Source organism: Sphingomonas sp. LC-1 (assembly GCF_025371035.1).
GTDB lineage: Bacteria > Pseudomonadota > Alphaproteobacteria > Sphingomonadales > Sphingomonadaceae > Sphingomonas > Sphingomonas sanguinis_E.
Genome location: NZ_JANZXB010000008.1, coordinates 71,509 through 90,084, shown reverse-complemented (window position 1 = coordinate 90,084; position 18,576 = coordinate 71,509). Strand labels below are relative to the sequence as shown.

The 18,576-nt window shown below is 64.4% G+C and carries 11 protein-coding genes; 9 read left to right on the top strand and 2 right to left on the bottom strand.

What is annotated here, in order from left to right:
• Positions 1 to 66 precede the first annotated feature (66 nt).
• Together NZL82_RS12570 and NZL82_RS12565 are read left to right on the top strand one after the other, a co-directional pair.
• Entirely contained in the window at positions 67 to 2,871 is a 2,805-nt protein-coding gene (locus NZL82_RS12570) for a TonB-dependent receptor (protein WP_261270097.1), read from the top strand.
• A 126-nt stretch (positions 2,872 to 2,997) separates the two neighbouring features.
• Positions 2,998 to 4,626, top strand: a complete 1,629-nt coding sequence (locus tag NZL82_RS12565; RefSeq protein WP_261270096.1) for a glycoside hydrolase family 32 protein — start codon at positions 2,998 to 3,000, stop codon at positions 4,624 to 4,626.
• Between the two features lie 70 nt (positions 4,627 to 4,696).
• On the opposite strand, the gene NZL82_RS12560 is transcribed toward NZL82_RS12565, so the two are convergent.
• Complete coding sequence (locus tag NZL82_RS12560; protein WP_261270095.1) at positions 4,697 to 4,996, bottom strand: putative quinol monooxygenase; 300 nt, start codon at positions 4,994 to 4,996, stop codon at positions 4,697 to 4,699.
• A 461-nt stretch (positions 4,997 to 5,457) separates the two neighbouring features.
• Between NZL82_RS12560 and NZL82_RS12555 the strand changes: the two genes are divergently transcribed.
• Entirely contained in the window at positions 5,458 to 7,302 is a 1,845-nt protein-coding gene (locus tag NZL82_RS12555; RefSeq protein ID WP_261270094.1) for a methyl-accepting chemotaxis protein, read from the top strand.
• Positions 7,303 to 7,663: 361 nt separating this feature from the next.
• Positions 7,664 to 9,766 (top strand): TonB-dependent siderophore receptor, encoded by a 2,103-nt coding sequence (locus tag NZL82_RS12550; RefSeq protein ID WP_261270093.1) that lies wholly within the window; start codon positions 7,664 to 7,666, stop codon positions 9,764 to 9,766.
• A gap of 285 nt (positions 9,767 to 10,051) precedes the next feature.
• On the opposite strand, the gene NZL82_RS12545 is transcribed toward NZL82_RS12550, so the two are convergent.
• Positions 10,052 to 11,173 (bottom strand): Gfo/Idh/MocA family protein, encoded by a 1,122-nt coding sequence (locus NZL82_RS12545; protein WP_261270092.1) that lies wholly within the window; start codon positions 11,171 to 11,173, stop codon positions 10,052 to 10,054.
• A gap of 31 nt (positions 11,174 to 11,204) precedes the next feature.
• On the opposite strand from NZL82_RS12545, the gene NZL82_RS12540 reads away from it, so the two are divergent.
• The 5 genes from NZL82_RS12540 (at position 11,205) to NZL82_RS12520 (ending at position 18,396) form a co-directional block, all read left to right on the top strand.
• The gene (locus NZL82_RS12540) at positions 11,205 to 12,098 is read left to right on the top strand and encodes an aldo/keto reductase family oxidoreductase (RefSeq protein ID WP_261270091.1); all 894 of its coding nucleotides are present in this window, start codon (positions 11,205 to 11,207) and stop codon (positions 12,096 to 12,098) included.
• Positions 12,095 to 13,165, top strand: coding sequence for an LLM class flavin-dependent oxidoreductase (locus NZL82_RS12535; RefSeq protein ID WP_261270090.1), 1,071 nt, complete (start codon positions 12,095 to 12,097; stop codon positions 13,163 to 13,165). The genes NZL82_RS12540 and NZL82_RS12535 overlap by 4 nt, the downstream gene beginning before the upstream one ends.
• 66 nt (positions 13,166 to 13,231) lie before the next feature.
• Complete coding sequence (locus tag NZL82_RS12530; protein ID WP_261270089.1) at positions 13,232 to 14,464, top strand: MFS transporter; 1,233 nt, start codon at positions 13,232 to 13,234, stop codon at positions 14,462 to 14,464.
• A gap of 87 nt (positions 14,465 to 14,551) precedes the next feature.
• Complete coding sequence (locus tag NZL82_RS12525; protein ID WP_261270088.1) at positions 14,552 to 16,849, top strand: TonB-dependent receptor; 2,298 nt, start codon at positions 14,552 to 14,554, stop codon at positions 16,847 to 16,849.
• Positions 16,849 to 18,396: a sulfatase gene (locus tag NZL82_RS12520; RefSeq protein WP_261270087.1), complete on the top strand. Its 1,548-nt coding sequence runs from the start codon at positions 16,849 to 16,851 to the stop codon at positions 18,394 to 18,396. Before NZL82_RS12525 ends, NZL82_RS12520 begins: the two co-directional genes overlap by 1 nt.
• The last annotated feature ends 180 nt before the right edge of the window (positions 18,397 to 18,576 follow it).

Here is an 18,576-nt window from a genome sequence, read left to right as displayed (position 1 = left end):
GCTGACGCCCACCCCGTCGACCCTTTGAAAATCTGAAAAAAACATAACGGAAATCTGGGAGGATTTATGCCGAAGACCCTGCTCGCCTTGCTGACATCGAGTGCGCTGGTGCCACTCGCCGCCATTCCCGCCGTCGCGCAGCAGACGACCGCCCAGGCGGAGGCCGATGCCGCACCCGAAAACGACGCCAGCGCCGATATCGTCGTCACCGGCTATCGCGCCGCACTGGGGTCGGCGCAGGAGATCAAGCGCAACTCCGCATCGATCGTCGATGCGATCGTTTCGAACGACATCGGCAAGCTGCCCGATAACAATGCCGCCGAAGCGATTGCGCGCGTCACCGGCGTCACCGTGCAGCGCTATAATGACGAAGCCGGGGTTATCCTGGTGCGCGGCCTGCCCGATGTCGCGACCACCTTTAACGGCCGCGAATTCTTCTCAGCCGAGGACCGGGTGCTGCACCTTCAGGATTTTCCGGCGGGCGTCGCGGCGGGGATCGAGGTCTATAAATCCGGCACGTCCGACCTGATCGAACCGGGGCTTGCGGGCCTCGTCAATCTACGGTCGCGCCGTCCGTTCGACGTCAAGGATACCGAGATTGCGGGCGAATTGCGCGCGTCCTATAACGATCAGGCACGGGCGTTCGACCCGGCGGGCAATCTGCTGCTGACAAAGCGCTGGGACACGCCGATCGGGGAGGTCGGCGCGCTGATCAACGTCAGCTATGTGCGCACCACCTATCGCAACGCCGATCGCTATGCCGATTCCGCGATCATCTCTCCACGCGGTTTCGGGGCGAACGATGCCGCCGACGACCTGACCGTGACCACGCCGGGCGTCGGCATGGATTTCCGCTTTCCCGCCAATGCCGGCAATTTCTATGAAAAGGGCGTGCGCCACCGCCCGGCGGTCAACGGCACGATCCAATGGCGGCCGACGCCCAATCTCGAAGTCTTTGCCGAGGGGCTGTGGCAGGCCTATCGCGGCGAGGTGCTGCGCGATGCGTTCAACGTCAATTTCGAACGCCGCGATGCGAACGGCGTCGCCCCGACGCTGAGCAATGTCGTGCTGGTGCCGGGCGAGCCGGACAAGGCGGCCAGCTTTACCAAGACCGGCGGCTATGTCCCCGAATTCTATCGTTCGACCCAGAATGACCGTACCGATACGTGGCAGGCGGCGGCGGGTTTCAAATGGACCACCGGCCGCGCGACGCTGTCGGGCGACTTCGCCTATACCAACAGCAAATATCAGGCGTCGGAATACAGCCTCGACGCCCAGCTCGCCAGCGCGCCCGCCATCAATGTCGATTGGGACGTGCGCGGATCGGCGGTGTTCGATCTGGGCGGCTATGCCATCGACAATCCGGCCAATAGCCGTTGGCGCGGCTATTATCAGCGCGACTTCGTGACCAAGGGAGATGGCGTCCAGGGTCGCATCGATCTGGATCTCGAAACCGACTGGGGCTGGCTGCCGCGGCTGCAATTCGGCTTCCGCGCCAGCGATCGCAACGCCTATTCGCAGAACAACAATCGCTATGCCTATACCGCCGGGCTGAACATCCCGCTCGACAGCCTGCCGACGGGGGCGCTCGAGCTGATCACCGACGGGTTTCGCGATGATCCGCAACGCTTCAAGAACTGGCTCGCCCCCAGTCGCGATGCGATCCGCGACAATGGCGAGGCCCTGCGCCTGCTGGCGCTGCAATCGGTCCAGCGCGCGACCCTATTATTCCCCTCGGACAATGGCATTCGCGAGGCGGTGACCAAGTTCGCGACCGCCGAAATTCCGTTCGATCCGCTGGGCGGCTTCACCGCCAGCGAGGCAAGCTATGCGGCCTATGGCCAGGGGAAGTTCGATTTCGACCTGGGCGGGGTGCGGATCGACGGCACGGTCGGCGCGCGCATCGTCAACACCGACGGCACCTATCGCGGGTTCAGCCGGGTGCAGGCCGCCGATGGTACGGTCGGCATCGTCCCCAGCGTCACGCGCCAGAGTTACGTCGATGTGCTGCCCTCCGCGATCGCGCGGATCCGCTTCTCGAGCGAATGGCAGATACGGCTGGGCTATACCCAGACGCGGACCCGGCCGGGCTTCGGGCAGCTCAATCCGTCGATCAACATCACCCGCAACAGCCCAGGGCCCGACGGCACGCCACCGGTGTTCGACGCCAGCGGTTCGGGCGGCAATCCCGATCTGCGGCCGCTGACGTCGAAGAATTACGATGCCTCGCTCGAATGGTATTTCTCGAAGAACGGATCGGCGTCGGTCGCCGCCTTCTATCGCGACCTGAACGGCTTCATCGGCTATTATACCCAGGTCGTGAACGATCCCATCTATGGCCGCGTCCAGCTCAACCGGCCGGAAAATGCCGGCGACGGGCGGATCAAGGGGATTGAGGCGTCGCTCCAGACCTTTTTCGACTTCCTGCCCGGTGCGCTGTCGGGCTTCGGCGTCCAGGGCAATGTCACCTATCTCGATGGCACCAATCAGTTGCCGCAGGTGCTGGGCGAGGGTGATCGCCAGGTGGAGATTACCGGTCTGTCGAAATGGGCGTATAACCTGACCGGCTTCTACGAAAAGAACGGCATTTCGGCCCGCCTGTCGTATAATTGGCGCTCGCGCTCAACCAGCAGCTACAACCGCAACATCAACGAAGAGCAATATGCGGGTGAGTTGGTGCGGCCGATCTCCCGGCTTGATTTCTCGGCCAGCTATGATGCGTTCCGCAATATCTCGCTGGTTGCGAACGTCAGCAATATTCTGGCGCAACCGTTCAAGAATTATCGCTTCTACAACGAAACGCAGTTCTTCGGCCGCGATCTGCGGGTGGAGGGGCGCTATTTCAGCCTGGGCGTCCGCTTCAAGATGTAGTCAGGGCGGCGGACGCGCAGTGCCGCGTCCGCCGGGCCGTCCCGATGCGAATATCGCGCGATCGCTCGAAGAAGCGATGCGCGGAGGATGACGTGCGGCGGCTCGTCGCACGCGGAGAGGAAGCAGATGGCATCGATATTTTCGCGTCGTCAGACGCTCGGCTTCATCACGACCCTGCCCATGCTGTCCGCCTGTGGCGGATCGGGCGACGGGGGAGGGGGCAGCGCCTCGGCCGCCGGACTCGCCCCGGTCCCGACGCCGATCCCCAGCCCGACCCAAAGTCCCGCCCCGGCGGCGGTCGGCGGCCGTCCGCGTTATCATATCGCCGCGCCCGATGGTGGTTGGATCAACGATCCGCAGCGCCCGGTGCGGATCGGCGATAGCTGGACGATGTGGGCGCTCTACAATCCCACATGGCCGAATGGCGGCACCGAATGGCGCCGCTGGACCTCGACCGATCTCGTCACCTGGACCGATCGCGGCGTGTCGATCCCGCGTCGGACGACCGCGTTCGGCGATGTGTGGAGCGGCAGCGCGGTGATCGACACCGACGACACCGCCGGTTTTGGGGCGGGGACGCTGATCGCGCTGGCGACCATGCCCGCCGACAATGCCGCCGGACAGAACCAGTCGACCGCGCTGTGGTATTCGCGCGACGGCGGCGCGACCTTTGCCTTTAACACGATCGTCCACCCCAATTTCCCGGGCAACAAGCCGTTCCGCGACCCCACCGTCTTCTGGCACGCGCCGACCGCGCGCTGGGTGATGACTTTGTCCGAAGAGGGCAAGATCGGTTTCTACACCTCACCCGACCTGAAGCAGTGGAGCTATGCCAGCGGCTTCCTGTCCGACCTCGTCGGCGGGGTGATGGAATGTTCGCATCTCTTCCCCCTGCATCTCTACGAAGCCGACGGAACGACTTCGGCCGACAAATGGGTGCTGCTGGTCGGCGGCGACGGGACGGCGAGCGGCTTTACCGGCGGTACCTATTACTGGGTCGGCGCGTTCGACGGCATCGCTTTCTCCGCCGACAGCACGGCCGGCCAGTGGCTGGACGGCGGGGCCGATTATTATGCCGCCGTGGTGTGGCGCGATCCGCGAGCGCCCGATCCGCTTGCCTCCGCCTGGACGATCGGCTGGATGAACAACTGGGCCTATGCGAACACCCTGCCGGCGCCGCATGGGTATCGCGGGCAGTTGAGTATCGTCCGACAACTCCGTCTGGAACGGACCGGCGGCACCCCACGCCTGCGCATGGCACCGATCGCGGCGCAGAATGCGGCGTTCGCCCGGACGGTGAATGGGGCGGACCAGATGATCATGGAGGGGACGGATTATGTCTGGCCTGCCGATGCAGAGGTCATTGCGGGGCGTATCGACCTGACGTTGAGGCGGACGGGGGCCGAATGGCCCGGCGGCGCATGGCTGTCGGCTCGCGGTGGCGACGGATATTTCACGCAAGTCGGCTTCGAATTGCGGGACAACCGCGTGTTCGTGAAGCGCGATACCAGCGGCCCCAATCCGCCCGACAATGCGGCCTGGCGCCAGAACCGCTATATTGCCTGCGACTTCACCGCAGGTATCGCAAAGGTCAGCGTGTTCCTCGATGCCGGGTCGATCGAAGTGTTCGTAAACGACGGTCAGGCCGTCCTGTCCGAGCTGATCAACGCCCCGCTGACGGGCGGTGGCGTTCACCTGAACGCCGCCGGTGCCGGTGTCCGTGTGTCCGGTGTCAGGATATGGTCGACGACCTAGGTGCTCGCCGCATAGGGTATCGCTTCGGTCCTCTGGAATGGCGTTCCGCGGCTGTCCCTGACGGGAGTCCTCAGCCGAGCCGTCGGAGCCGCTCGACCGCGGGTGGCTCGGCGAGCAACGCGTCGAAGCGCGCGGCGAGGCGGGTGAGGGCAGGCGCGCGCCCATGGGCATCGAGCGCGGCTTGGTCTGCCCAGGCCTCCACCATCACGATCACGCCCGGCGTGTCGCGGCTCTCATGCGCGTCGTAGAGCAGGCAACCCGGCTCAGCCCGCACTTCGTCGAGCATCTCGAGCAACGCGCCGGCCAATTCCTCGGCTTTGTCGGGGCGTGGCACGAGGCGGGCGATGACGTGGACGATCGGATCAGTCATGCGAGGTCTTCCATCCTTCCAGAACGATCTTGCCGCACCTGGCGGCGCTTTCGATGCGGCGGTGTGCCTCCATCAGCGAGCGGGTGAATATCACCTCCCAATGGACCTACCATCTTTATGGCGCGATTGCGCTCGGCCGGCTTATAGATCGGCCCCAATGCCAGCGATCATCCTCGTTAGATGGAGTAAGATCCTGAGCCACATGACATGGCTGGTCCGCTCCGGCCCGTGCTGACCAATTCGGTAGTGACAACGCTCGATCGGGTCGCCGCAACCGGGGGACTTTGCCACTTGTGCAGGTCTGACGCTACACGGTCAGGCAGTGGCAATCTGGAGCATTGCTCCATGATAATGTCCTTATAACAAGGGCTTAATCCTGTATTTACGCTCCAGGCCTAGGTCGGTTTTGCAACGTCGTTGATGCGAGAAGGCGCACGGCGATGGTATCATCCGGGGGCCGTATGAAAAACCTGTCCTTACTGAACAAGCTGCTGCTGGCGTTCGGCTGCTGCATGCTGATCGTGCTGGGCCTGAGCGGCGTCGCCGTGTCCAAGCTGTCGACAATGAATGACAGCGTAAGCGCATTCGCAGACAATCGCTTGCCCAAGGCGATCGCACTGGGGCAACTAGAAGGGAAGTTCGCCGCCTATCGAACCTCGATGTATCGCCATATCGCGGCGGGGGCGGATCAGATGCAGGGGGCCGACGACGCCGTAAAGCAAGCGCGTCGCAGCACCGAAGTGGCGCAACGACGCCTCGCTCAACTCGTAACGGCGCCCGAAGCCAAAGCGGCCGTAGCGCGGATCACAGACATCCTCCCGGAAATCACTCGGCGCGATGAAGCAGCGTTGGCATTGTCCCGCCAAGGCGATGATGTCGCCGCTTTAAGCGCGTTGCTTAGCGTGCGCGGCGAGAGCAACAAACTCGCCCGGGAAGTAGAGCGGCTCCGGTCCATCTTCGAACGGCAAGACGCTGAGGCAAAGGAAGCTGCCGCCGCGAATTACGCCAGTTCCAAGCTGATGATCGCCGCTGCGGTCCTTGCCGCCTTTTGCGTCATCTTGGCGACCCTGTTCGCGATGGTGAAGCTTGTGTCGCGGCCGCTGCACGATCTCAACGCTGCCATCGGCGATATGGCCGGAGGGAGGTTGGACATCGTCCTCGACCAGAAGGATCGCCGGGACGAGGTCGGCATGCTGGCCCGTGCGGTGACTTCCCTGCGCGACCAATTAATCGCCGCCGAGCGTGCAAAGCAGCAACAGGCCACGCTGATCGTCGAAAGCGTCGGCACTGGTCTGTCCGCGCTTGCGCAAGGGGATCTTAGGTCCCGCATCACCGCCGACCTGGCAGAGCCGTTCGCCAAGCTAAAGGAAGATTTCAATGCCGCCATGGCGTCGGTCTCGGCGACGCTGTCGGCAGTGAACATCAGCGCGGGCGAAATCACCAATGGCGCGGGCGATATCCGGCAGGCGTCCGACGACCTGTCACGACGCACCGAACAGCAGGCGGCGAGCCTTGAGGAGACGGCTGCCGCGATGCATGAAATCACGATGACCGTGCAAAAGACGGCGGCCAACGCCATGCGTGCGAATGGCGTGGTTGAGGACGCACGCATCGATGCTGTGCAATCGGCGGATGTGGTCGATCGCGCCGTCGCCGCGATGACCGGTATCGAACGATCATCGAACGAGATCAGTGACATCATCGCCGTCATCGATGGCATCGCCTTTCAAACGAACCTGCTGGCGCTGAACGCCGGAGTCGAAGCCGCACGGGCAGGCGATGCGGGCAAGGGTTTCGCCGTCGTCGCCAGCGAAGTCCGCGCGCTTGCGCAGCGTTCGGCGGAGGCGGCAAAGGACGTCAAGAACAAGATCACCGCATCGACGGAACAGGTTGATGTCGGCGTGACGCTGGTCGGGGAAACCGGGGCGGCGTTGACCCGGATCACGGGGCGTATCGGCGAGATCAGCACCCTGGTATCCGAAATCGCCTCGGCGGCCGAGCGTCAGTCCATCGGCTTGCAGCAGGTGAATATTGCCGTTTCCGAGATGGACGGCGTCACACAGCAGAACGCCGCGATGGTCGAAGAGGCTACTGCCGCCGCACGGAGCTTGGCCGACCAGACCGCGAACATGGCTCGACAGGTCGGTCGCTTCCGACTGACGGACGAAGACGGAATGAAGCGTACGGCATCGGTGTACGAGCTTCAGGACCTTGTGGCGAAGGCCGGTGCGCGGGTCGCGGCGGGCGCGCGCGTTCGTACTGCCCCGGCAGTTGCCGTGGCGCAGGACGACTGGTCGAGCTTTTAAGAAGCCCCGAAACTCCTCGGCGTGCCGATCTGCCCGATCGTGCTTGTCGGCACATGAGCCCATGGCTGACGTTTCATCACAGCACGGGTCAATGATCTGCTGCGGGCCTCCCTCTCGTCCTGCGCGCATATACTGACCGTGGACGCACCACGGATCGTGCGGGATGCTGTCCGTGACCGGTTATGCTTCCTCCGAGGCGATCGGCCAGCCGGTCGGCACCGTCATCCTGGCTCGGTTCCAAACCAAATATGCATCGGCGTGAGGGCGGCTGGCGGAAACCGGTACCACATTTACCAATTTGCTCTTGCGAGTCACTGTCAATAGCACTAGTGCGCCCCTTGTTTATAAGGGGGACGGTTTCATGAAGCTCATCATCACGGCCGGCGTCGCGCTGGCAGCGCTTTGCAGTACGTCGGCGGTGGCGGCCGGGCCCGAGGATTCCGATCGCCGCACCCCGGCCGAGGTAGCGGCGGACAAGGAACGTGAGATTTTGGTCGAAGGGCGCCGCGATCAGGCGATTGCCGGAACGAAGACTGAAACACCGCTGATCCAGGTGCCGCAGCCGATTACGGCTATTCCTGACGATGTCTATCTGGCCCAGGGTGCTATCAACATTGCTGATACCGTCCGCTATGCCGCTGGCGTCAATTCCGACGCTTATGGCCGCGACACTCGGGTCGACAGCTTTACCATTCGCGGTGTCGATGCTCTGCAGTTCCGCGATGGCATGCGCGACATCTTCAGCTATTATGCCAGCATCACGTCCGACCCCTATAATTTCTCACGGGTGGAGGTGGTGCGTGGCCCCGCCTCGGTCCTTTTCGGGCAGGGCTCGATCGGCGGGATCGTCAACCTCGTGTCCAAAACGCCGCTGTTCACCAACAGCGCAGACCTGAACCTCGTCTATGGCAGCTATGACCGCAAGGAAGTGCTGGCCGATATCAATGGCGTAGTCAGCGATACGCTGGCAGCCCGGATCGTCACGCGGGTGCGCGATGCCGATACCTATGTCGATCATGTTCCGGACGACCGGGTCATGGTCGCGCCGTCCGTCACCTGGCGGCCGAGCTTGCAAACCGACGTGACGTTGCTGGGCCTCTATCAGAAGGACCAGACCGGCTCGACCGCGAACTTCCTGCCGATCATCGGCACGTTGCGCGACAATCCCGGCAACCCGCGCCTGCCGCGTTATCTTTTCATCGGCAAGCCCGGGTACGACCGGTATGATGGCAGGTTGCTCCAAGGATCCGGCATCATCACGCACCGCTTTACCAATGACCTGAAGTTGAGCCTGAAGGCGCGCTACATCGATAGCGACCTCGACTATTTCACCCATTATCCCGACAGCTACAGCAACCCGACCGATCCTTATATATCGGGCAGCGCGGGACGACGCATCGGCCTGTATGCGGGTTCCTCGGTCGCGCGGCTCAACGTCTTTTCGACCGACAACAACGTCCAGTGGCGTTTCCAGACCGGCGCAGCGGTGGAGCACACGCTACTCGCAGGCGTCGACTATAGCTGGAACCGCGTTCGCAAGAGCGACAATTACGACTACCAAGTCATTGATCTCTACGACATCGACTATGCCTCGATCGTCGAGCCGCCGCTGCTCAAACCCTTCACGCGCGACACTCAGAAGCAGCTCGGCCTTTATGTGCAGGACCAGATCCGCTTATGGGACCGGGTCTCGGTCGTGCTAGGCGCGCGACGTGATCGGGTGCGCACCGCCAGCCTGAACACCACGACCGGCGTGACCAGCCGTGCCACGGATACGGCCACCACCTTCCGCGCCGGTATCATCGGGGAGGTAGGGGCAGGCCTGTCGCCCTTCTTCAGCTATACCGAGAGCTTCCAGCCGGTTGCCGGCCAGACGACGGCCGGCACCCCCTTTCGCCCGCAGACGGGCAGGCAGTTCGAAACCGGCGTGAAGTGGCAGCCGGACCGGGCCACGCTCGTTACCGTGACGGGCTTCGATATCAAGGAACGGAACCGCCCCGTTCCCGATCCTACCAATCCGCTGGGTCAGATCCAGGCGGGGGAACTGACGACCCAGGGCTTCGAGTTGGAGGCCACCCGTACCCTGCCGGGCAATTACGATCTTTCGCTTGCCTATGGCTTTAATGACGTGGACGGCGATACGGGGGGGATTGGCTATCTGTCGCGTCACACCGCGTCCGCCTGGGGGACCAAAACGATCGAGGGCGACTGGGCGACCCTGAGATTGGGAGCGGGCGTGCGCTATCTGGGCCAACAGGTTTCGGGCAATAGCGCCTGGACGATCGTGACACCCGCACGCACGATGGTCGACGCGTTGGTCGAGCTGGAGCGTGACCGCTGGCGCATCCGCGTCAATGCCACCAACCTTCTCGACAATCGCGCCTATGCGTCTTGTCTCGCCCGCGGCGACTGTTTCGTGTCCGCACCGCGCAATGTGATGCTTTCGCTGGGCTATCAGCTATAGCCGCTCACAGCGGTTCTGACGGCGGTCGGGTAAGTCGCCATCGCGATCATACGGGCCGCAATGGGCCCACAGATGTCGAGGGTGTGAGGACGGGTAGAGACACGCGATACGGCGACCGCCATCGCAGCGTGGTTTTTACGAAAGCGGAGCGATCTCTACCCCTTCCGCGCCATTGTCCGTGATGATCCAGACCATCGCGGGCGGCAAAGTTCACGATGAACGAATGCCACAGGGCAGGTAATGGCGGGGAAGGGGTAAGCGACCTCTTCTAAGCGCCCAATGGTGTCACGGTAAGCGGCCAAGGACGCCGGGGCCACGACACTCCTCGACCTCACGCATCTCGACCACGCGGTGTTCGCGGGCGCTGATTTCCGCTGCGACACCCATCGCCACCGCCCGAAGACCGTCCTCGGCGGACACCTGGACGGGGCCGTCGCCACGCACCGCGTCGGCAAAGGCGAGATGCTGGTAATAGGTCGCGCCCTCATGGCTGCCCGCCGCATGGGCCATCGGGTCGATCGCGATGCGGGTGCGCTCGACGCGCTTCTCTCCGCCGAAGCCGACGCGCGGGCTGTAGACAAGTTCGCCGGGCGGGATCAGGGCGTCGAGGCGAGCGATGTCGCCGGTCGCGCTCATTTCCTCCTGGTGCTCGGCCCCGTCCGCGAACATCGACAGGTCGAGCATGGCGCGCACGCCATTGGCGAAATCGATGGTGGTGAAGCTGTTGTCGATGATGTCGGGCGTGCGGCCGTCATAGCGTTCGTCGAGATGGTTCACGTCCATCGCGCCCGAGCAATAGACGCGCACCGGCTCCGCCTGGACGATCAGCCGCATCAGATCGAAGAAGTGGCAGCATTTCTCGACCATCGTGCCGCCCGTATTCGCCGCGAACCGGTTCCAGTCGCCGACCTTGGGCAGGAAGGGGAAGCGGTGCTCGCGGATCGACAGCATCTGCAACCGGCCGACACGCCCGCCATGGACAGCATCGATAAAGGCGGCGGCGGGGGGCATGAAGCGATATTCCATGCCGGTCCAGAAGGGCCGGGCATGATCGGCAGCGCGCTCGACGATCCAGCGCGCGTCGGCGATGGTGGTGGCAAGCGGCTTTTCGCACAGGATCGCCGCATCCATGCCGAACAGAGGCTCTAGGACTGTGCGGTGGGTGTGATTGGGTGAGGCCACCACGACTGCGTCGACACGAGCGTCGCGGGCAAAGGCCTCGACGCTGTCATAGACGGTGACACCCGCCGCTGCCGTCCCCAGCGCGTCGCGTGCCCAGTCGAGCGATTGCGGCACCGGGTCGGCGATTGCCACGATCTGTGCGCCCGGGACCAGCGCGATGTTGCGCAGATGCTCGACGCCCATCATGCCCGTCCCGACGATCCCGTATCGAATTGCGGCTACCATTGCCCGTGTCCCTATGCCATTCCGACGCCCGATGACGACCATCCGCCTTTCCCGCGAAGCACGGCCGCTCGGCAAGAGTGCAATCCTTGTGTCCCCAATAGCTTGGGGCATGTGGCGTTTTACCGGCGACGACGTCTCGGCGGCGCGTGCCCGTGTCGAGGCGGCGCTGGATGCCGGGATCACCCTTTTCGACACCGCTGATATCTACGGCGTCGACGATGGCGGGTTCGGATCGTCCGAGGCACTGCTGGGTCGCGTGCTTGCCGACGCGCCTGCGCTGCGCGAGCGGATGGTGATCGCCACCAAGGGCGGCATCTGGCCGGGCTTTCCCTATGATTCGAGTGCCACCTATCTGGCGGGAGCTCTCGACGCGTCGCTGGCGCGCATGGGTGTCGAGCGGGTCGAGCTGTACCAGATCCACCGCCGTGATTTCCTGAGCCATCCGCAGGAGGTCGCCGCCGCGCTGACCTGCATGGTCGAGACGGGCAAGGTCGCCGGGATCGGCGTGTCGAACCATAGTCCGGCCGAGGTCGATGCACTGGCGGCGTTCCTGGGACTGCCCATCCTGTCCACCCAGCCCGAATTCTCGCCGCTGCATCCTGCGTCGCTGTTCGACGGCACGTTGGACCAGGCGATGGCGCGCGACATGGCGGTGCTCGCCTGGTCGCCGCTGGCGGGCGGGCGGCTGGTCGCGGGGGATCATCCGGCGGGGGTGTTGCTGGCTGAGCATGGCCAGCGCTGGGGCGTCGATGCTGCTACGGCCGCGCTGGCCTGGGTCATGGCGCATCCGGCGCGGATCATCCCGATCATCGGATCGCAAAATCCCGACCGCATCCGTGCGGCGGCGGACGTGTACCGCGTCGAATGGACCCGCGCCGAATGGTATGCCGTGCTTCAGGCCGGAATGGGGGAGCGCCTGCCATGACCGATACGCTTGGCCCTTGCGAGATCAGCTGGTTCTCCGCGTTGTGCGACGACGATTACGAGTTTCTGGGCGTACCCGACCCGGCCTTGCGTTCGAGCTGGGAGCATTGCCGCGACATCGTGTTGCAGGCGGAAACCGCAGGTTACGACAATTGCCTGCTGCCGTCGGGCTATGCGCTGGGCATCGACACCACCGCCTTTGCCGCCGGGATTGCACCGCTGCTCCGGCGGATGCGGTTGTTGATGGCGGTGCGGATCGGCGAGAGCTGGCCGCCGCAACTGGCGCGCCAGATCGCGACGATCGACCGGATGCTGGGTGGGCGGTTGACCGTCAACATCATCTCCAGCGACCTGCCCGGCGAAACGCTGGACAGCGCGCCCCGCTACGCCCGCACGGTCGAGGCGATGCACATCCTGCGTACCCTGCTGGACGGCAAGCCGCTCGATCATGACGGCGAGTTCTGGAAGCTGAAGCTCGATCCGCCGCGCGTGACGACCGTCTCGGGGCGGTGCCCGCCCTTCTATTTTGGCGGCCTGTCGGAGGCTGCGCGCGAGGCGGCGGCCGAGGGCGCGGACGTCTATCTGATGTGGCCCGACACGATGGAGGGGGTGCGCGGCATCGTCGCCGACCTGCGCGCGCGGGCCGCGCGGCGCGGCCGGAGCTTGCGCTTCGGCTACCGCGTCCATGTCGTGGTTCGCGAAACCGAGGCGCAGGCGCGCGCCGCCGCCGACCGGCTGCTGTCCAAGCTGGACGACGCCACCGGCGCGGCGATCCGGTCGCGGTCGCTGGACTCGCAATCGGCGGGTGTCCGGCGACAGGCCGAACTGCGCGAGGGGAGCGACGACGGCTATGTCGAGGCGAATCTGTGGACCGGCATCGGTCGGGCGCGTTCGGGATGTGGCGCGGCGATCGTCGGCGATCCCGATCAGGTTCTCGCCAAGCTGCAGGCCTATCGCGAAGCGGGCATCGATGCGTTCATCCTCTCGGGTTATCCGCATGCGGCCGAGGCCGACCTGTTCGCGCGCCATGTCCTCCCACGGATCGATCATGCCCCGCTGACATTGTAAGTGGCTTGGCGGCGCGATAGAGAAACTGTCTCGCCGCTATGCCCGGCGCCTCGCCATGATGCGGGCATGAGACATGTCGGGGAATTGAGCGCGCGCCATCGCGGGCTGTTATTTGCTTTGGTCATCACGGCCGGTGTTCTGAACCTCGTCGATCGACAGGTCATCGCGGTGCTGAAGCCGGTGATCGCCGCCGATCTCGGCTGGAGCGATGACGATTACGGCACGCTGGCCGCCTGGTTTCAGGGCGGCGCGGCGGTCGGTTTCCTGTTCAGCGGATGGATCGTCGACCGGCTGGGTGTGCGCTGGGCCAATCCGATCGGGGTGGCGGCATGGAGCGTTGCGGCCTTGCTTCACGGCTGGGCGCGGTCGATGGGCGCGTTCATTGCAGTGCGCGTGGCCTTGGGCGCGACCGAGTCGATGGGGACGCCCACGGGCATCAAGACGGTCGCCGCCGTTCTGCCGCCGCGCTGGCGGTCCGCAGGCTTTGGTGCGGGCAATGCCGCCAATAGCTTGGGCGCGATCCTGGCGCCGCTCGCCATTCCATTATTGGGCCTGACATTCGGCTGGCGGGGCACGTTCATCGTGGTCGGGATGGTCGGGCTAGGCTGGGCCCTGACCTGGCTGATAGTGGCGCGGGCAATCGTCTTTGCCGCGCCCAAGCTGGCCGACGCCGCGCCGCCGTTGCCCGACGCGCCGCTGCTGCGCGACCGGCGGACCTGGGCGGTGGCGGGGGCCAAGCTGTTGTCCGATGCGACCTGGTGGCTATTGCTCTTCTGGCTGCCCGACTTTTTCCACCGACAATTCGGCTTGTCGGGCGTCGCGCTCGGCGTGCCGCTGGCGCTGGCCTATGGCGGTGCGGCGATCGGCTCGCTGGTCGGCGGAGCGGTGCCGACCCGGCTGCTCGGGCGTGGCTGGTCGGTGAATGCGGCGCGCAAGGTCGTGCTGCTTGCCGGCGCACTGGCCGTCGTCCCGATCCCGCTGGCGCTGCTGACGCATAGCTATCCGGTCGCGGTGTCGCTGATGGCGTTGGCGCTTGCCGGACATCAGGCCTTTTCCACCAACATCTTCGCGATGATCGCCGATATCGTGCCGCAGCACCGGGTCGGTCGGGTGACGGCGTTCGGGTCGTTTTGCGGCAATATGGGGGGCGTCGCGATCGCGAAGATTGCCGGGCTGACCCTGGCGGCGGGGCTTGGCTATCTGCCGCTGCTGTTGTTCGCGGCGGTGGCCTATCTCGCGGCGCTCGGCTGGGTGCAATTGCTGTTGCCCCGGCTCAGGCCGATCGAGGCCGGGGGCTAAAGCCGCGCTGCTAACGGGCGAGGTGCTTCTTTATATCCTATGCAATTGATGGGTATTAGCTTCCGCGTCGATCTGAAAGGGGACCAGATGATCGATCGACGCCTGTCCGTGCTGCTTGTCGGCACCGCTTTTACCCTGATTGCCACGTCCGCCGCCGCACAGGACGCGCCCACCGCTCAAACTGACACCAAACCCGCCGACGGCGAGGTGGTCGTGACCGCGCGCTTTCGCAACGAGACGCTGCAACAGGTGCCGATCGCGATCACGGCCCTGGAGGGCGGTGCGCTGGCGGAGCGGCAGCTCAACAATCTCGAACGGATCGCTGCCTCGATCCCATCTGTGGGCTTCCGCAGCGGCGCGTCCAATAAGGATCGCACCGTCTTTATCCGCGGGATCGGCACGATCACGACCTCGCCTGGGGTCGAGCCATCGGTATCGACCGTACTCGACGGTGTGGTGCTGACCCGCCCGGGCCAGTCGACGCTCGACCTGGGCGAGGTCGAGCGGATCGAGGTGCTGCGCGGGCCGCAGGGCACCCTGTTCGGCAAGAACGCGTCGGCGGGCGTGGTCAATATCGTCACGCGCAACCCGACCGACGAATTCCATGCCTTTGGCGAGGCCGGGGCGACGACCGATCAGGAGTATCGCATCAAGGCGGGCGTGTCGGGTGCGATCGTGCCGGGCAAGGTCCAGGCGCTGATCGGGGGCCTCTATAGCGATTTCGACGGCAATCTTCGCAATGTCGCGACCGGCCATGATGCCAATGGCTCGCGCCGCTACGGGGCGCGCGGCAAACTGGTGGTGGCGCCTTTCGACGCGCTTAAGATCACCGCGATCGGCGACTATCTGAACACGCGCGAGACGGTGGCGGCGGTCTATAGCTCGACCCGGCAGATCGCCTATCCAACGAATGCGATCACGGACTCTACCGCCCTGGCCGCCGCGCTGGCCGGGCAGGGGATCGTCGCGTCGCCGTCGAACCGGCGGCTGGCGACCGATATCGACACCCATGTCCGTGACGAGAACTACGGCGGATCGCTGACCGGCGAACTGGCGCTGGGCGACTATCACGTCACGTCGATCACCGCCTGGCGGCAATGGCTGAACCACCAACGGCAGGATTATGACGGCCTTGCCCAGCTGACGGCGGCCTTCCCCTCGGGCGCGGACGACGGGAGCGTCAACAGCCGCCAATTCTCGCAGGAGCTTCGGCTGACCTCGCCCAAGGGTGGACTGATCGACTATGTCCTGGGGGCCTATTATCTGCGCGCGCGGACCGACGAGCAATATCAACGCGCGCTGACCACCCTGTCTGGCACGACGCGGACCAGCACCACCGGCGTCGCCAATTACGGCATCACCAACCACAATTATGCGCTGTTCGGCGAGGCGAACATCAACTTCACCCCGCATTTCCGGGGGATCGCGGGCTATCGTTCGACCTGGGATACACTCGACTTCTATCATGTCCGCACGTCGACCAACGACCCGACGAACAGCGGCGCGGCGTCGCTCGACCGACCCGGCATTCGCGCCTATCACAATGCGACGGGCCGCACCGATGCGCGTGGCGACAGCTACCGCCTCGGGCTTCAACTCGATCTGGGCGACCATGCTCAGACCTATTTCACCTATTCGCGCGGTTACAAGGGCCCGGCCTACAACGTTTACTTCAACATGCGCTCGCTCAATGCGACGACCCTACTCGACGAAGTGCCGCTGAACCCGGAAACGTCCAACTCCTATGAGGGCGGGATCAAGGGCAGCACCGCCGACCGCGCGCTCAGCTATGCACTGGCGGTCTATACGACCGATTTCGATGGCTATCAGGCGAACTTCACCGACTCGGTTGGCGGCGCGCCCGTCACGCGGCTGATCAACGCCGGATCGGTCCGGTCGCGCGGAATCGAAGCGGACGTGACCTTACGTCCGACCAGGGGCTTCACTGTCGATCTGTCGGGTGCATTCACCGACGCCACCGTCCGCAACTTCAATTGCCCGGTCGGCGCACCGGTTAGCTGCAACATCAATGGCCAGCCGCTGCCCTTTGCGCCGCGCATTCGCCTGTTTGAGAATGGGGCCTATCGCTTTGCGCTGTCGGACGCGCTTTCGATGGAAATTCAAAGCGACGTGTCGTTCAGCAGCAAGGTGCAATATTCGCTGGCCGAGACGCCCAACACCGTCCAGCCCGCCTTTGCCGTCTGGAACGCCAGCGTCGCGCTGATCCGTCCCGGCGACGGGTGGCAGTTGCGCGCCTATGTGAAGAATATTGCCAACACGCCCGATGCCAGCTTCCTGAGCAACGGCACATTTGGCGGGACCGTCCGCTTCGTGCCGCGCGACGACCGGCGTTACGCGGGGCTTCTGCTGCGGAAGGACTTTTGATGAACGGCGACACGACGCGGCGCGGGGTGCTGCTCGCCGGGACCGGCGGTGCGTTCGGCCTCTATTCGATGGCGGCGGGCGCCGCGCCAGAGCCGCGCCGGTCGCGCCGCCTGCCGCGTCTGCCGGGCATCAGGCCGCGCAACATCCTGGTCGTGCTGACCGACGACCATCGCTACGACGCCATGGGTTTCATGAAGGCGCAGGATTTCGGCGACACGCCCACGCTCGACCGGCTGGCGCGCGAGGGAACGCATTTCCGCAATGCGTTCGTCACCACCGCGCTCTGTTCGCCCAGCCGGGCGTCTATCTTCACCGGGCTCTACGCGCATCAGCACAAGGTGGTCGACAACAACCATCCGATCCCGCCGGGCCTCATATTCTATCCCGAATATCTCCAGGCCGCCGGGTACGACACGGCCTTCATCGGCAAATGGCATATGGGCGACGACGGCGACGGGCCGCAGCCCGGTTTTGACCATTGGGTCAGCTTCAAGGGGCAGGGGAGCTATTTGCCCAGTGCCGACGGGTTGAACGTCAATGGCCGCCACGTACCGCAAAAGGGCTATATCACCGACGAGCTGACCGATTACGCGATCGACTGGATCGGCAAGCGGCCCAAGGGCCGCCCCTGGATGATGCATCTGGCGCACAAGGCGGTGCATTCCGAGTTCATCCCGGCCGAGCGCCACAAGGGCCGCTACGACAAGGAGACGTTCTGCTCTCCCGCCTCGATGGCACCGAACGCGCCGGGTCGGCCGATGTGGGTGGAGAACCAGCGCAACAGCTGGCACGGCGTCGGCTATCCCTATCACGGCACGCTCGACATCGGCGACTATTACAAACGTTACATGGAAACGCTGCTCGCGGTCGATGAGGGGCTGGCGCGGATCATGGACCTGCTCGAACAGCGCGGCGAGCTGGACGACACGCTGATCCTGTATCTGGGCGACAATGGCTTCATGTTCGGCGAGCATGGGTTGATCGACAAGCGCACCGCATATGAGGAATCGATGCGCATCCCGATGCTGGCGCGCTGCCCGGCGCTGTTCCCGGCCGGCAGCGTGGTGGAACAGGTGGTCGCCAATATCGACATCGCCCCCACGCTGCTCGCCGCTGCTGGACTTCGCGCGCCGGACGGCATGGCTGGGGCCAACGCGCTGCCGCTGGTGCGCGATGCGAACGCGCCGTGGCGAGACGAACTCCTGTATGAATATTATTGGGAGCGGAATTTCCCCCAGACTCCGACCGTCCACGCCCTGCGCGAGGACCGGTACAAATATATGCATTTCCACGGCATCTGGGACATCGACGAACTATACGATCTCGCTGAGGATCCGCACGAGACGAATAATCTGGTGGCCAGCCCCGGTCATGAGGATCTCGCCGCGCGAATGAGCGGCAAGCTCTTCGCGCTACTTGAGCAAAGCCACGGCATGGCCATCCCACTAAGTGCCGATGCGGGGCAGCGAAACGAACTTTGCGATCCGAAGGGGGCATCACAGGCCCCGTTCCCGCCACGATTTTATCAATCGGGCAGGCCGGCATGAACGTGAACCGGGACCTGCTATGCCGTATGGCCCACTTCGATTGTCGGACAAGTTGCCACGAGATGCATATCTCGACACCGTGATTTCCAGGTGTTTGATCCCAGGGTTTGGTGGTGCGATCCTTTCGTTTGAAAGGAAGCCGTATGGGACAGGTACGTCATGGGTGCGCCACGACCACGC

Excerpts from the sequence above, each read along its gene's own strand:
- NZL82_RS12535 (WP_261270090.1), top strand. The coding sequence starts at position 12,095 with ATGACCGATACGCTTGGCCCTTGCGAGATCAGCTGGTTCTCCGCGTTG.
- NZL82_RS12530 (WP_261270089.1), top strand. The coding sequence starts at position 13,232 with ATGAGACATGTCGGGGAATTGAGCGCGCGCCATCGCGGGCTGTTATTT.
- NZL82_RS12545 (WP_261270092.1), bottom strand. The coding sequence starts at position 11,173 with ATGGTAGCCGCAATTCGATACGGGATCGTCGGGACGGGCATGATGGGC.
- NZL82_RS12560 (WP_261270095.1), bottom strand. The coding sequence starts at position 4,996 with ATGACTGATCCGATCGTCCACGTCATCGCCCGCCTCGTGCCACGCCCC.
- NZL82_RS12550 (WP_261270093.1), top strand. The coding sequence starts at position 7,664 with ATGAAGCTCATCATCACGGCCGGCGTCGCGCTGGCAGCGCTTTGCAGT.
- NZL82_RS12540 (WP_261270091.1), top strand. The coding sequence starts at position 11,205 with ATGACGACCATCCGCCTTTCCCGCGAAGCACGGCCGCTCGGCAAGAGT.
- NZL82_RS12570 (WP_261270097.1), top strand. The coding sequence starts at position 67 with ATGCCGAAGACCCTGCTCGCCTTGCTGACATCGAGTGCGCTGGTGCCA.
- NZL82_RS12565 (WP_261270096.1), top strand. The coding sequence starts at position 2,998 with ATGGCATCGATATTTTCGCGTCGTCAGACGCTCGGCTTCATCACGACC.
- NZL82_RS12525 (WP_261270088.1), top strand. The coding sequence starts at position 14,552 with ATGATCGATCGACGCCTGTCCGTGCTGCTTGTCGGCACCGCTTTTACC.
- NZL82_RS12555 (WP_261270094.1), top strand. The coding sequence starts at position 5,458 with ATGAAAAACCTGTCCTTACTGAACAAGCTGCTGCTGGCGTTCGGCTGC.
- NZL82_RS12520 (WP_261270087.1), top strand. The coding sequence starts at position 16,849 with ATGAACGGCGACACGACGCGGCGCGGGGTGCTGCTCGCCGGGACCGGC.